At 61.3% G+C, this 13,845-nt stretch carries 9 protein-coding genes; 3 read left to right on the forward strand and 6 right to left on the reverse strand.

The annotated features are described in order from the left end of the window. Nucleotides 1–2: 2 nt before the first annotated feature. The 3 genes from H585_RS0104410 to H585_RS0104420 all read right to left on the reverse strand — a co-directional run bounded on the left by H585_RS0104410 (nucleotide 3) and on the right by H585_RS0104420 (nucleotide 3,012). Entirely contained in the window at nucleotides 3–407 is a 405-nt protein-coding gene (locus H585_RS0104410; protein ID WP_014259449.1) for a DUF2304 domain-containing protein, read from the reverse strand. Next, nucleotides 404–1,114 (reverse strand): glycosyltransferase family 2 protein, encoded by a 711-nt coding sequence (locus tag H585_RS0104415; RefSeq protein WP_027366913.1) that lies wholly within the window; start codon nucleotides 1,112–1,114, stop codon nucleotides 404–406. Before H585_RS0104415 ends, H585_RS0104410 begins: the two co-directional genes overlap by 4 nt. A 104-nt stretch (nucleotides 1,115–1,218) precedes the next feature. Beyond that, entirely contained in the window at nucleotides 1,219–3,012 is a 1,794-nt protein-coding gene (locus tag H585_RS0104420; protein ID WP_027366914.1) for a hypothetical protein, read from the reverse strand. Between the two features lie 690 nt (nucleotides 3,013–3,702). On the opposite strand from H585_RS0104420, the gene H585_RS0104425 reads away from it, so the two are divergent. The 3 genes from H585_RS0104425 (at nucleotide 3,703) to H585_RS20810 (ending at nucleotide 6,604) form a co-directional block, all read left to right on the forward strand. Continuing rightward, a complete protein-coding gene (locus tag H585_RS0104425; protein WP_244432479.1) occupies nucleotides 3,703–4,704 on the forward strand; it encodes a glycosyltransferase family 2 protein in 1,002 nt (333 codons plus the stop codon). Nucleotides 4,705–5,083: 379 nt separating this feature from the next. Beyond that, on the forward strand, nucleotides 5,084–5,419 hold the full coding sequence (locus H585_RS0104430) for a hypothetical protein (RefSeq protein ID WP_005986050.1): 336 nt from the start codon (nucleotides 5,084–5,086) through the stop codon (nucleotides 5,417–5,419). Between the two features lie 111 nt (nucleotides 5,420–5,530). Beyond that, complete coding sequence (locus H585_RS20810) at nucleotides 5,531–6,604, forward strand: methyltransferase domain-containing protein (protein ID WP_051182935.1); 1,074 nt, start codon at nucleotides 5,531–5,533, stop codon at nucleotides 6,602–6,604. A gap of 326 nt (nucleotides 6,605–6,930) precedes the next feature. Here the strand turns inward: H585_RS20810 and H585_RS0104440 are convergent, their stop codons facing one another. The 3 genes from H585_RS0104440 to H585_RS0104450 form a co-directional block, all read right to left on the reverse strand. Further along, on the reverse strand, nucleotides 6,931–10,566 hold the full coding sequence (locus H585_RS0104440) for a PAS domain S-box protein (protein WP_338042129.1): 3,636 nt from the start codon (nucleotides 10,564–10,566) through the stop codon (nucleotides 6,931–6,933). A gap of 184 nt (nucleotides 10,567–10,750) precedes the next feature. After that, nucleotides 10,751–12,757 carry a chloride channel protein gene (locus H585_RS0104445; protein WP_027366917.1) on the reverse strand — a complete coding sequence of 669 codons (2,007 nt, stop codon included), beginning with the start codon at nucleotides 12,755–12,757 and terminating at the stop codon, nucleotides 10,751–10,753. A gap of 9 nt (nucleotides 12,758–12,766) precedes the next feature. Continuing rightward, nucleotides 12,767–13,714 carry a bifunctional riboflavin kinase/FAD synthetase gene (locus H585_RS0104450; protein ID WP_014259442.1) on the reverse strand — a complete coding sequence of 316 codons (948 nt, stop codon included), beginning with the start codon at nucleotides 13,712–13,714 and terminating at the stop codon, nucleotides 12,767–12,769. Nucleotides 13,715–13,845: the final 131 nt, after the last annotated feature.

The following is a 13,845-nucleotide window of genomic DNA, read 5'->3' on the forward strand; positions in this document are numbered from 1 at the left end:
GATTACTGCTTGGGGTGCGTGGAACGCCGTTCGGAATCAGCGCGGAGCGTAGAATCTTGACTTATGCGCTCATTGTGCTCCAGGCGCTCCTCCATGATCGCCAGACGCTGGGTCAGGCGACGGAGCTTGACCTCCATCTTGGAGCGCTCGATGTCCATGGTCAAAATCTTCAGCACGTAGAGCACTCCGGCCAGAATGAAGATGAGGCTCGGCGGATAGGACACTCCCAGCCAGCCCGCCAGCACGTCGGAGATTCGCGGGAAAACGCCCAGGACGAAAATGGCCGCGGCCATGGACAGCCACCACACGCTGTAACGCGTGTAGAGGTGGTCGCGGCGCACCAGATAAATGATGATCAGGGCTATGCTCACGCCCAGAATGCCGGTGGTCCATTGCAGGCTGATCATTGGTCCTCCCCGGCATTATCCGATTGGCGGGAACCGCGCACGCTCTTCGACATTGCCAGGATGGAACTGTGCAGCATGTATTTGCCCACCGAAGGCCAGGTGTTGAAAATACGCGAATGGCCGCTCAGGCGGCAGGCCATGGCGATGGGCGTTTCCACGATGCGCAGGCCGCTCCCGCGCAGCAGGAAGAGCACGCCAAGGTCCTGGTAATCCAGAAGCGTGGCGCGTGGTCCGGCCAGCAGTTCCATGGCCCGACGATTATAAGCCCTGAAGCCGGAAGTCAGGTCGCCCACGCCCAGCCCGCCGATACCCCGGAAAAGACCCCAGGCGACTTGCCGCAAGGGGCTGCCCCGGCTCGTGCAAGAGCCGATGGCCGCATCGGCCCGGCCGCGCAGCACCGGTTCCAGCACCACGGGCAGGCTTTGCACGGGGTGCTGCCCGTCGGCATCCATGGTCACGCAGCGCTTGTAGCCTCTGCTCAGGGCGTAGCGAATGCCGGCCTGCATGGCGCCCCATGCGCCAAGCCCCAGCCGCAAGCTCAGGACGGTCGCCCCGGCCCTGCGCGCGGCGTCGGCGGTTTCGTCGTTGCTGGCGTCATCCACCACAACCACGGGCAAGCCCAGGTCCGAGACCACGGCTCCGGCCACGAGATGCACCGACTCCTGCTCGTTCTTGGCTGGGATGATGACCAGGGTTTCCGGCGTCATGGCTGTTCCGTTAAGCCGCGTTTGGGGTTTATGGATGCGGGAGGCCGGACAAACCCGGCCTCCCGTTTGGCACTATGCCATCATGCGTATTTCATGGATAGCTTTTAGGGAAGAATAGAACCTCCATTGATGGGCGCGCTGGCCAGGCCGGTGATATTTTTGTCAGTATCCAGGTCGATTCTGATATTAGCCGTGGTGCCGGTCACGTTGTCCGGGCTAAGGTAGCCGACATCGAAGGGCTCGCCAGTCACGAAAGCCATGCCCAGGAGCGACTTGCTCACGTTATCGGGGGTGCCGGCCCAGAACCAGCCGTTGTCCACGGTCAAGGTGGCCACGCCCGGAGCATCCGGCTGGCCGACGGGCTCTACCGTGCTGGTCAGGTTAATGGTCACTGTGCTGGTATTGTCATCGTTTACCACCAGGCTGGAGCTTTCGATGGCCGTGGGACGCCTGTTGTCCGTGGGCTGGACAAAGGTGATGAGCCTGTCGGCGCCGTCAATGGTCAGGCCATCGAGGCTGGTGCCCAGGATGTTGGCCGTGACCGTGGCCGTGTTGTCCACGCCAACGAAAGGCAGAGTCTCGACCTGGAAGCCGGCTCCGCCGGTAACTGGTTCGGGAGTCAGCGTGGCGGGCAGGAATTCATCGCCGTCATCTGAGACGACCGAGGCCGCGAACCTCTGCAGATAGTCGCCGGTCACATCGACGCCCTTGCCGTCGAGCACCACGAAGTTAAGGGTGCTGGTAGCGGTGTCGTTGCTGGTTTCACCGGCTGGGATCTCCACCACGGCCGGATTGAGGATCAGGATCATCTGCGCCGGCGGGTTGGTTACCAGCTCAGACATTGCCGTAAAAGCCGGAACGGTGAAAGCGGGCGAGGTGGTGACGCCCAAGAATTCGGCCTCGGCGGTCAGGGTTGGACCCAGGTTGTCGAGAGCGGTCTGGATGTCGCTGCCTGTGTATTCATTGAATCGAGTCTCGATCGCGGTCAGCACATCGCCGGGATCGGTGGCGGTATCGCCGCCAGGAATGAGCGCCACGGCCTCGGTGAACAGGCCTGTAAGAGCCGCGGCATTATCATCGCCGAAACCCTCCACTACGCCATCGACCAGGCCGTCGGACAGATCCAGGCCGAACATGGCCAGGTTGCCGGCAAATTCGCTGGAGCCGATCTGCACGGGCGTGCCCAGATTGGAGAGCACGTCCTTGGCGATGGCCGAGGCGGCTCTGTTTGCCACCAGCGCGCTGGCATCTTCGGCGATCAGGTCGCCCTTGGGCAATGCGGGGCTGGTAAAGGCACTGAACGGCGCAAGGAACTCTCCACCGGCTTCCAGACCGGCGACGAAGGCGTTGGTGGCCATGTTTTCCACCATGGGACCGTAGTTCTCCAGGAGCGCATCGTCGATTTGTCCGTTCTTGGCAGCCTCGGCGCGCAGCATCCACACCGCGATGGTGGTCAGCGGCGTGACGTTGACCTGAGGCGAGTCGCCAGTGAGCTCGTCGGCCGTCACGATGGAGTACCAGGGGCCGGCAAAGGGCTGCGGCAGGGACGTGCCGTCAGTGCCGACCTCGACCAGTTGGCTCGTTCCAGCCGACGTTCCCTGGACGCGGATGAGGAAGGGACCATCCTCATCATCCGGGATGTTAACGGTATAACCGCCGGTGTTATCCGTAGTCGCAGTGGCGACAATATCCCCCGTGACCGTCAGGACGGCCACTTCGGCATTCTGGATGAACGAACCTGCGACATCGCCGCTAAGCGCGGTTTCTCCGACTCCGCCGTTTCCACCATTACCTCCGTTACCGCCGTTGTCGTCATCGTCGTCGTCATTGCAGCCAATCGCCCCGAAGGCGAACAGGCAGCATGCGAGCACCAGGAACAATAATCTGCGGTTGAGCATGAAACCCTCCTCTCTCCAACAAGAACATGTTTCGCATGACCCTCTGCTGAACCAATCCCTCTATACAATGGAAATTCCACGTCAGAACTTCATTGCAGTGTGATTATTACATGCGAAATAAATCCACCTCCTTCCATTTACACCTTGGCATTTCATTACTAATGGCAGCACACACAATAGAATGCCAAGAGTAATGGCACTATATACCGCTAAACCCACTAACAAAGGATTTTTTGGACAGGTTTTTCTCAAATGACTTTTTATATTGCGAGATGCGATAAATAAGGCTGAGCTGTATACTCTTTATGGAGGGAGGCACCCTTCGCTGAAGCTTATATGGATCCGGGCATGCGCCAGGTTCCAACGCATGGGAACCTGAGCCCAGGCGCAACAAGCCTAGCTCGCAAATGATGAGGGGTGTTGCCTGGACAAGGGACCTGCCGCGCGAAGCAGGGCGGACCAAACGGGCATCAGATAAATACGACCGTGGCGGTCCGCGACAGAATCAGCCTGATAGGGGATGGGCGAGAAGAGACGGGGCAGGTATGCTTCCTTTCCATCTCCCGTGGAGCATGGGAAGGCCACATCAGACAGGTCGATGTTGAAGCGGAGGATGCCGGGCGGATAAGCGGTTTCGAATCGGACTCGGCCAATGGCCCGCACATCATAATAGACAGCCGAAAAGGAGACATGCAGGCAATGCGCGTCTGCGCCATCGTCTTGAACTACAATGGGCTGGACCTCCTGGGTCCCTGCCTGGACGCGCTGCTGGCCAGCGATTGCCCTGGCCTCTCGGCCATGCTCGTGGACAACGCCTCAAGCGACGGCTCGGCCGAGTTCGTGCGCCGGCGCTATCCGCAGGTTGAGCTGCTGGAGAATCCCGAGAACTACTATTTCAGCCGAGGCAACAACGAGGGCATGCGCCTGGCCCTGGAGCTCGGAGCGGACTACCTGCTCGTGCTCAACAACGACACGCTCATTGATCCGTCCTGCGTGCGCCTGCTGATCGAGTTCATGGACGCCCACCCGAGAGCCGGGGCCTGCCAGCCGCTGCTGCGTTTCATGCACAGGCCGGACTTGGCGGCTTCGGCCGGCATCCGCCTGGGCATGGCCGGCAAGGCTTGGGACATGGCCTGCGGTGAGCCTGCCGAGTCCCTGGGCAGGCTGCCCTTCCAGGTTCTGGGAGCCACGGGCGGGGCCATGCTCCTGCGCGCCGAGGCCCTGAGCCAATGCGGCCTGTTCTGCGAGGAGTTCCAGATGTACTTCGAGGACGTGGACCTGAGCCTGAGGCTGCGCGAAGCGAGCTGGGACATCTGGTGCGTGCCCGAAGCCAGCGTGCTCCACGAGTGCTCGGTCACCACCAACCGCTCCGGCGCCTGGCGGCGCGGCTACTTCTGCGAGCGCAACAGCTACAAGGTCGTGCTGCGCAATTATCCGCCGGCCAAGATCCTCAAGGCCTATCTGCTCGGATGGCCCATGGCCGGCCTGGTCAGCGGGTACAATCTGCTGCTGCACGACCGGCGCTACGGCCTGGCCATTGCCCAGGCCATGCTCGAAGGCTTGCGCGACCTGGTCAGATTCCTGCCCGGCCGCCTGTCGCGCCGGGACCGCCAAGCCCGGCACTATCCCTTCTGGCCCATGATCGAGGAATCCGTGATTTACCCGCCGAACTGCCGGCGTGCAGACGGCTGAAACCTTTCCCGCCAGAGCCTTCCATATGGGGAGCAGCCTGGCCCCCGTATCTAAAGCAGATTGCTTTTAAGACGCCCGCTCCGGCGTTGACGGCGCAAGTGAATTGCGCCTACGCCTACGCGGCGGCAAGCCATGCCGACGCATGGCTTGCAGAGCATTTTCAAAAGCAAAATGCTCTAATAATGATTACTTCGAGAACGGATTACGTCGGACCCGCTTTTCGCCGCCTGGGGAAGACGAGGCGCTTGATCCGGGCTGAATCCCGGCAGGACCAGCAGGCCAGGACGGCGTTGCATGTCCGCGCCGGCCACGTTATATATTAAGACTTGTCCGGGACGCTCCGTCCCACCCAAGCAGAATACGAGAGGGAGAACGGCCCATGAGCCATGATACATATGATGAGGAATTGCAGGATCTGGTGCGCAATGCACTAGCGCCCCTGGAGAAGTATTTCACGACTTTCATCGACCTCGGTTTCGAGGACCAGGAGCCGAGGAAGGTCTTCATCGACGATATCGGCAACACCGGCATGGCCCTGGTAAGCCACGCCCAGGAAGAGATCGCCCAGGCCCTGGAGCTTTTGCTGGACCGCGTCGGCCGGGTAGTGGTCAAGCGCGCGGGCATGGAAAACCGCCTGGGCGTGCGGCCGCGCAAGATCCTGGATGTTGACCTGGCCGGCGGCGAAATCAAGCAGCAAGGCTGGGCCAAACAGTAGCTTCCGGCCGAGCAGTCCGGACCGCATGACCTGATAATTTTCCCCGCCGCAAATAATCATTGCTTCTCTCCGCTCCTGAAGGCCTGATAGTTCAGGATGCGGAGGGCAGCCATGCAACAGCAGCGCAACACGACCGGCATGAGCCTGGAACAGGTTCGTAAGACAGTTCTCCTGAATGACATTGATCCGCGCACGGAGCGCGGAATCGAGTTCGGCCCCCTGAATCGCCCCCTTGTGACCAAGGACGACGGTCGCATCCTCTATATCGACTACACAACCACGGATGTCTTGCGCGCTCGGCATGCTCACCGAACCGACAGAGATCCAGCCGCCATCGTGGATGTGGACCGCGTATGGAATGATGCATTGCCCAAAGTGCTGCGCGACGACTTGCCCCTGGACTATGCCGTGGCCAGCCACGTCATCGAGCACGTGCCGGATCTGGTGGGTTGGTTGAGCGAGGTGGCCCAGGTGCTGCGGCCCGGCGGACGGCTCTGCCTGACCGTGCCCGACAAGCGCTACACCTTCGACTTTCAACGAACGCCCAGCCGTCTTACCGAGGCCATGAGCGCCCATCTGCAGAGCCTGCGCCGGCCCAGTCCACAGCAGGTCTTTGACCACTACCGTAAAGTCGTGCAGCTTCCGCTCCGGGAAGCTTGGCAAGGCCGTTTAGACATCTCAAACCTTTCGCGCATCCATGACTTCGACTACGCCCTTTCCCAGACCCGCAAGGCCCAGAATGGCGAGTACGTGGATTGCCACTGCTGGGTTTTCACGCCGCGCTCATTTCTGGATCTGCTGTCCGAGTTGGCCGAGCACGGCTTTCTGGCCTATCGCCTGACGTCCTTCCAGGATACCAGGCCCTATACCTTTGAATTCTACGTCTGCCTGGAATGCGACCAGGCCTTGCCCGGCGATCCCGATCGGCGCGCCGAGGCTGCGGCCTCCTTCCGCCGCAATCGGCCTGCCGGCCAGGACTCCGAGCCCGGCGACCCCTCGTCGCGGGAGTTGTTGACCAAGATGCAAGACCTGGGACGCAAGCTCGAAACCGCCGACAGACTGCTGAGGGAACTGCAAGCCAGCCTCGCGCGCGCTGAACAACAGATCCAGAGTCTGCAGCACGCCAACGATGCTTCCTGGTGCCGGCAAATCATGAAACGGCTGCGAATGCGCCCCACCAATTAGAGCATTTTGCTTTTGAAAATGCTCTGCAAGCCATGCGTCGGCATGGCTTGCCGCCGCGTAGGCGTAGGCGCAATTCACTTGCGCCGTCAACGCCGGAGCGGGCGTCTTAAAAGCAATCTGCTCTAGGCTTTTGCCGCCTTCAGCCTGCGCGGCCATTCTCAGTTCGGGGCGAATCTTCGGTGGACGCCGGCCTTGTGCGGTTTCAGCGGCCCCTGGGAGGCAGGAGCGCCATGGCAGCATGCCAAACACGGCACTATTCCACAGACGTTATAAGATCCTGGAGGGTGGAGAAAGGGCGAAGGCCTTCCCATCTCTTGTAAACCGCCTTAGCCCGACTTCGCGGCCTTCCTCCAGGCGAATTCCGCCAATATCCGATGTAGTTCTTCGAAGTCGAGGGGTTTGGATAGGTAATCGTCCATGCCTGCCGCCAAAAAACGCTCGCGGTCGCCCTTGAGGGCATAGGCCGTCAGGGCCACGATGGGAATGGCCGGATCGACTCCTTGGGGCGGACTCTGCCGAATGATGCGCGTGGCCTCGATGCCGTCCATTTCCGGCATCTGCGCGTCCATGAACACCAGATCGAAGCGCCCCTGCGAAAGTAGATCAATGGCCTTTCGGCCGTTTGGCACACAGATGACCATATGGCCCATCTCGTCCAGCCAATCTCGCATGACCAGTTGGTTGATCTCGTTATCCTCGGCCACCAAAATCCTGAGCGGCACAGTCATGGGGCCGGACTGCCCGGCGACCTGCTCGCGACAGGTGGACTCGGCCTCGGAGGCTCGCGCCAACCTGACGGTGAAGCCGAACACGCTGCCCTGCCCCGGCTGGCTCTCCGCCCAGATCGTGCCGCCCATGATCTCCACGAGCTTCTTGGTAATGGCCAGCCCCAGGCCCGTGCCGCCGTACTCCTTGTCGTGACCCAGGGTGGCGAAGCTCTCGAAGACATGCTGAAGCTTGTCGGGCGGAATGCCGATGCCCGTATCGCTCACCGTGGCTTGCAGCGAAATCTCTTCCTGGCTCGCGCCGGGCTCCGGCGTCTCCCGACTGTCCGCAGCCTCCGCCACTCCGATGGCGATGGTGATCGAACCCCAGGAGGTGAACTTGAGGGCATTGCCTACAAGGTTCGTGAAGACCTGCCGCAGCCGAAGGTCATCGCCCATGAGCAGCTCCGGCACCTCGGGCCCGACATACCATGAAAGCTCCACGCCCTTGCGCTGGGCCGAGAGGCGCAGCGGCTGCAACAGGCTTTCCAGCGACTTCCTCAAATCGAAGGCCTTCTTTTCCAGCTCCATGCGGCCGGACTCCACCTTGGACAAGTCGAGAATGTCGTTGATGAGCTCTAGGAGCGAATGCGCCGACTCCTTGATGAACCCCAGGTAGCTGGAGGCCTTTGAGTCGCAGCCGCCCATCAGGGCAAGATCGGTCATGCCGATTATACCGTTCATGGGCGTGCGTATTTCATGGCTCATGGCCGCCAGGAACTCGCTTTTGGCCTGGTTGGCGACCTCAGCCGCGTTTCTGGCCCGGCGCAATTCCTGCTCCAGCTCCTTATAGGCTGTGACGTCCCGGCTGATGGACAGGACCGAGACGACTTCTCCAGATGGCGCGAATTCGGGCGTAAGCCGACAATGGAAGTGCCGCGGCCCGTTGATCGTCGTCAGGCTGTACTCATGGCTTTCCTCGCGACCGCTGGCCAGGACCTGCTTGAGCAGTTCCTCGTATGCCCGGAGAAACTTCTCCCGATCAGGCCGCGCAGGCTCCCTCACGTGCATGCCCAGGTAATAGCTGGGAGGCATGCCCTGCAGCCTGCTAATGGCCGGGTTGACATAGCTGCGCTTCAGGTCCTTGCCGATACGCACGATGATGTCCGGGCTGTTCTCGGCCAGCGCCCGGAACTCCTGTTCCCGACGGCGCAACTCCTGCTCGGTGCTCCGCCTGGCCGTTATTTCTCGGGAGATGGTCAGCATCGACACCACTTGCCTATCTGATGAAAACTCGGGAACGATCCTGGTCTCGTAGTAGACTATCTCTCCGGACGGCCGTGCATAGGCTACCTCGATGCACTCATCCGTTCCGTTTTCCATAGCCTTGTGCAAGGCATCCTCGAAGGCTTTGCCATCACTGTCCGCGATGCGCGTCTCCGAAAGCGGTTTGCCTATGAAATGGGAAGCCGGCAACCCGTGCAGGGCTTCGACCGCCGAATTGACATACACGCGCTTCAGGTCGCGATTGAAACGGACTATGATGTCCGGGCTGTTCTCGACCAGGGCCCGGAACTCCTGTTCCCGACGGTACAGCTTCTCCTCGGTCCGCTTGCGCGCGGTGATGTCCTCCATGGCGCCTATGGTCCCCACCAAGCGCCCCAGGGCATTGCGCTCCAAGGATATGGTCACGTTGACCCACACGATCGTCCCGTCCTTGCGCACCACTTGCTTCTCCGCGGCAAACCCATCGATATCCCCCGCCATGAGCCTTCTGAACAAATTGATATCCTCGGATATGTCGTCCGCATGAACCACATGCGTGAACGAACGACCGATAAGCTCATGGCGATCGTAGCCCGTGATGTCGCAGAACTTTCCGTTGGCCTCTGTGAAGCGCCCGTCCAGATCAATCCGGTTCAGTCCCACGGCGGCCTGTTCAAATACGACCCTGTAGCGCTCCTCCTGCTCCCTGGCCTGCGTGATGTCCCTGAGTATGCCGAGCACGCTTATCACGCGCTCGTCAGCATCGCGCTCCGGAATAAGGCGGCATTGGCACAGCTTATGGCCTGAGGGCGTCCGAAATACGACCTCGGCCGATTGTTCAGCTTTCTTGTCGAATGCGCCCCGGACTGCGGCGGCCAAGGTCTTGCCGCTGCCCTCCTCCAGGCTGGGGGACTGAAGAAAATAACCGATGAATGTGTCGGCAGGGGCGCCGGTCAAGGCTTCCACGGCGGGATTGATATACGTGCAGAACAGCTCCCGGTCGAACCTGCAGATGATGTCCGGCGAATTCTCCGCGAGCAGCCGGTAACCGGTCCCGGACTGAAAAAAAGAGCGGATGGAGTCCTCCACGGTTTGCCCGAAACGATCCGCCTCGCGGTAGGCGGCAACCACCGCGGCCAGCAGATAGAGGCACCCGAGGTAGTTGGCCGCGCGCCCGACCCAGCCGAGCGGACTGCCCACCCCCAGATTGATGCTGAAAGCCAGGGTGCCGGCCATCATGGTGATGAGCCCAAGCATGAACCACCAGGCGAAGGATGACTTCCGGCGCTGGAACAGATGCAGGAGGTTGGCCGTGGCGAAGGCCAAGAGAACCAGGGAGATCATGAGAATGAGCTGCCGCAGCGGAGTTGCGCCTTGGCCTTGAATGAAAAAGACCGGCACTAGCCCTGCCTGTTCGGCGACCATAATTAGAATTCCGGCCGAAAAGGCGATCAGATAGGAACAGGCCAATCTGAACGGTTTGCCTACATGTTCCCCGAGATGCAGCGCCTCGCGCGTGCTAAAACGTGAACTCGCGGCGCAGCATGTGGAGAATAGGAATGTCCCAGCATTTTGGGCCGTCACGGTAAAATTGACGCCAAGACCTAGCGGCTTGCCAATGCCCGACAGGAAGCTGCACGACCCCAAGGCCACCAGGCCGCAGCCAAGAACCAAAGCGCTCTCAAGTCCGTGGGCCAAGTATGATCTCGCGCAAAAGAAGGCTACGGCATAGCCTATACCTGTCATGAAAATGGCATTGCCCGTGAGTGCAAGATAAGGAGACTCATTGATGGACGTTGAATTCTGAACAACCATGACCACGAGCAGAACAAAGATGGCCCAGATCGGCAGAAGCGCTAATCTACGGACGGACCTGCGTCCTTTCGTCGATGATTTTTTTTGACCAATAACATTCAATGACCTTATGTTCATGCTCATGACCTTCCACTTAAATTTATGGAAACCGGACAAGAGATCACTACAGAAGGCCATCTATGCTGCACAAGAGAATATAGATGCTAATTGCGGAAATTTCTTGAAAGCAGAGGCCCAGGCTTCAGGAGAAGCCTGTTTGGGCGGCGATGGGAGGCAATGTAAACGTGATCGCCCGGGGGCGTTCCTAAGAAAGCGAGTGGAAACCGACCGGTCCTGGCGACCTGATCAAAATCAATAAACCTTAGCTGCCCTGCCCGGACACCTTGTCGCCCTTGATGTCACGAATGGTCTTGGAATAGGCCCGGAACACGTCTTCTCTGTTGACCAGACCCAGCACTTCGGTGGGATCGTCGGGGTCGATCACGGGAATCTGGCCGTAGTCCGTGTCCACGAACTTGAGCAGGGCCGTATACAAGTCGTCCTGGGGCGAAAGTGTGACAGGTTTCCTGGCCAGCTCGCCCACCACGATGAGATCGAACAGCTCGCGCTCGAAGAGCAGCTTGCGCACGTCCTGCACGGACAGGATGCCAACCACGGAGCCATCCTTGCCGCGCACCGGAAAATAGGTCTCGTTGGTGTTGGCGATGATGTCCGTGAGGGCCTTGAGCGTCACGGCCTCTTCCAGCACCGTGACCCGGCTGGGCCGGTAGTGGTCCTGCACGCGCAGGCTCTCCAGCACGTTGATGGTCAGGTCTTCCAGGTGGGCCGGCGACTCGAACTTGTTGTCCACCTGGTTCTCGTACAGGCTGACCTTGCGGCACAGCACCAGACACAGGGCCGAGGCCAGCATGAGCGGGGCCAGCAGGCCGTAGCCGCGAGTCAGCTCCGTGACCATGATGAGCGGACCGATCGGCGCGTTGGCTATGCCGGCGAAAAAGGCGGCCATGCCCACCAGCACGTAGCCTCCGGGCTGGGTCACGATGTCCGGGAACCACTTATGCCCGAGCTGGCCCACGAGCCCGCCGCTCAGGCCGCCCACGAACATGGCCGGGGCGAACATGCCGCCGCTCATGCCCGAGCCGATGGTCAGCGAGGTGGCCAGGGTCTTGCCCAGGATGATGGCCAGCATGAGCATGGCCGGCACCTGGCCCAGCACGGCCATTTCCAGCCAGCCGTAGCCGTCGGACAGCACCTGCGGGAAGACGATGCCCAAAAGCCCCATGCACAGACCGCCCAGGGCCGTTGTCCACATGATCCCGACCTTGTCGCGGATGCGCGCGAAGATCGAATACTTCATGAAATAGAAGCTGCGCACATAGAACCAGCCCGCGGCAGAGCAGGCAACGGCCAACAAGGCGTAGAAGGGCAGCTCCCAGACGTTCTGGAAACGGAAGGTCGGCAGGCCCAGGATGGGCTCGGTGCCGTAAAAGAGCGTGAACAGGCTGTAGGCGACTACCGAGGAGAGCACAGCGGGCAGCAGGGCCTCGGCCTCGAAGTCCTCCTTGTAGATGACCTCCACGGCCGTGAGCGCGCCGCCCAAGGGCGCACGAAAGATGGCTCCCAGCCCGCCGGCAGCGCCGGCCAGCAGCAGGATGCGCCGCTCCTTGACCGTCAGCCCCAGCCGGTCGGCCATCCAACAGCCGATGCCCGCGCCGGCCTGGGAGATGGGACCCTCGCGGCCCGCGCTGCCGCCCGTGGAGATGGTCAGGATGGCGGTCAGGGTCTTGATGAGCGGGACCTTTGGGCGGATGTTGCCTTCCTGGCGATGGAAGGCCTTGATCATGGAGTCCGTGCCGTCGGTGCCGCTCTCGGTGGTGTCGGGGATGAAGCGCTGCACGAGCCAGCCCGTGAGCAGACCCACGGCCGTGGTCAGGGCCGGGATGACCCAGGGCCGGGCGTGGGCCATGACGCTCGCCGCATCGCTGGCCTGCCGGCCGCCGTGGCCCGCAGCGTGGAAGAGCGCCTCGCCCGAGGGCGCTGGCAGGCTCAAGCCTGCCAGCACGGTCAGGAACAGGTGCTTGCCGCCTTCTACGGCCAAATAGAACAGCACGGCCCCCAGACCCGAGAGCACGCCCACGCCGATGCCGATGAGCAGCCAGCGAACATGGCTGATCTGGCGATAGGAACGCAGGATATCCCTGCCAAAGCGGAAGTATCTGAGCAGCAGAGCCAGGGGGGAATTCGTGATGGCGGCGGTCTTACCAGACAGGCCGGGCATGTCGGGCATGCCGTCGGGCGTGCGGCCAGGCGCATTTCCGGATACGCTGTGTGCTGCGTCGTCAGGTTGCGTGTCCGTGCTCCTATCCATGCTCCGCCCTTATGGCCTGGCTGCAGCCAGATCCAGTATTTGTCGGCTCAGACGTACGTCCTCGTTGATACGCGCCACAAGCTCCTGCGGGCCGCTGAATTTGCGCTCGTCGCGGATGCGCTGCACGAAGTGGATGCGGATTTCGCGGCCATAAAGCTGAGCCTTGTAGTCCAGAATGTGCGCTTCCACGGACAGGGCGTTCTCGCCGAAGGTGGGATTATGGCCGATATTGGCCACGCCCCTGCGCAGCTCGCCCGGATATTCGGTTTCCACCCATACGGCGTAGACGCCGGGCTTGGGCAGCAACTCGTCATAGGGCTCAAGGTTGGCCGTGGGAAAACCGAGCAGATCGCCGCCGCGCTTGCGGCCGTGTATGACCATGCCCCTGACCTGATAGAAGCGGCCCAGGAGATCGTGCGCTTCCCAAACCCGCCCGGACTCCACCATGTCGCGCACGCGCGTGGAGCTGACAATGGCCTCGCCTACGATGACCGGGTCTATCTGCTCCACCGCGAAACCATGCTCCTGGCCCAGCAGCGTAAGCAGCCCGTAATTGCCCAGGCGGCCCTTGCCGAAGGCGTAGTCATAGCCGATGAACAGCTCCTTCACACGCAGGCCGTCCACGAGGTAACGCCGCACGAACGCCTCAGGCTCCAGGGCGGCCAACTCGTGGTTGAAGGGCAGCACCAGGGTCACCTGCGGGCCCAGGGCCGCGATAAGCTCCAGCTTCTGGGGCAGCAAGGTGATGCTGGGCGGGCTCTTACGGCCCGTGAAAAAACGCAGGGGATGGGGCTCGAAGGTGACCACCACGCTGGTCAGGCCGCGTTCCAGGGCCCGCTGCGCCGTCATGCTGATAAGCCGCTGATGGCCCTTGTGCACGCCGTCGAAGTTGCCGATGGTTGCGCAGGAGCCTTCCAGGGCCAAGGAAATCTCGTCGATGCTGTTGACTGTGATCATGCTCTGTCCAGGGGTCCGATCGGCGGATGGCCAAGCCGAGTTGGTTACCCCAATTCCACTGGAGCCGCAACCGTTCCGGACTGGTCTGCGCCCCTAGGGCCTGATAAACTAAGCCACTGGCGTATAATCGG

The sequence above is a fragment of the Desulfocurvibacter africanus subsp. africanus DSM 2603 genome (genome assembly GCF_000422545.1).
Lineage (GTDB): Bacteria > Desulfobacterota > Desulfovibrionia > Desulfovibrionales > Desulfovibrionaceae > Desulfocurvibacter > Desulfocurvibacter africanus.

Excerpts from the sequence above, each read along its gene's own strand:
- H585_RS0104410 (WP_014259449.1), bottom strand. The coding sequence starts at position 407 with ATGATCAGCCTGCAATGGACCACCGGCATTCTGGGCGTGAGCATAGCC.
- H585_RS0104415 (WP_027366913.1), bottom strand. The coding sequence starts at position 1,114 with ATGACGCCGGAAACCCTGGTCATCATCCCAGCCAAGAACGAGCAGGAG.
- H585_RS0104420 (WP_027366914.1), bottom strand. The coding sequence starts at position 3,012 with ATGCTCAACCGCAGATTATTGTTCCTGGTGCTCGCATGCTGCCTGTTC.
- H585_RS0104425 (WP_244432479.1), top strand. The coding sequence starts at position 3,703 with ATGCAGGCAATGCGCGTCTGCGCCATCGTCTTGAACTACAATGGGCTG.
- H585_RS0104430 (WP_005986050.1), top strand. The coding sequence starts at position 5,084 with ATGAGCCATGATACATATGATGAGGAATTGCAGGATCTGGTGCGCAAT.
- H585_RS20810 (WP_051182935.1), top strand. The coding sequence starts at position 5,531 with ATGCAACAGCAGCGCAACACGACCGGCATGAGCCTGGAACAGGTTCGT.
- H585_RS0104440 (WP_338042129.1), bottom strand. The coding sequence starts at position 10,566 with ATGGCCTTCTGTAGTGATCTCTTGTCCGGTTTCCATAAATTTAAGTGG.
- H585_RS0104445 (WP_027366917.1), bottom strand. The coding sequence starts at position 12,757 with ATGGATAGGAGCACGGACACGCAACCTGACGACGCAGCACACAGCGTA.
- H585_RS0104450 (WP_014259442.1), bottom strand. The coding sequence starts at position 13,714 with ATGATCACAGTCAACAGCATCGACGAGATTTCCTTGGCCCTGGAAGGC.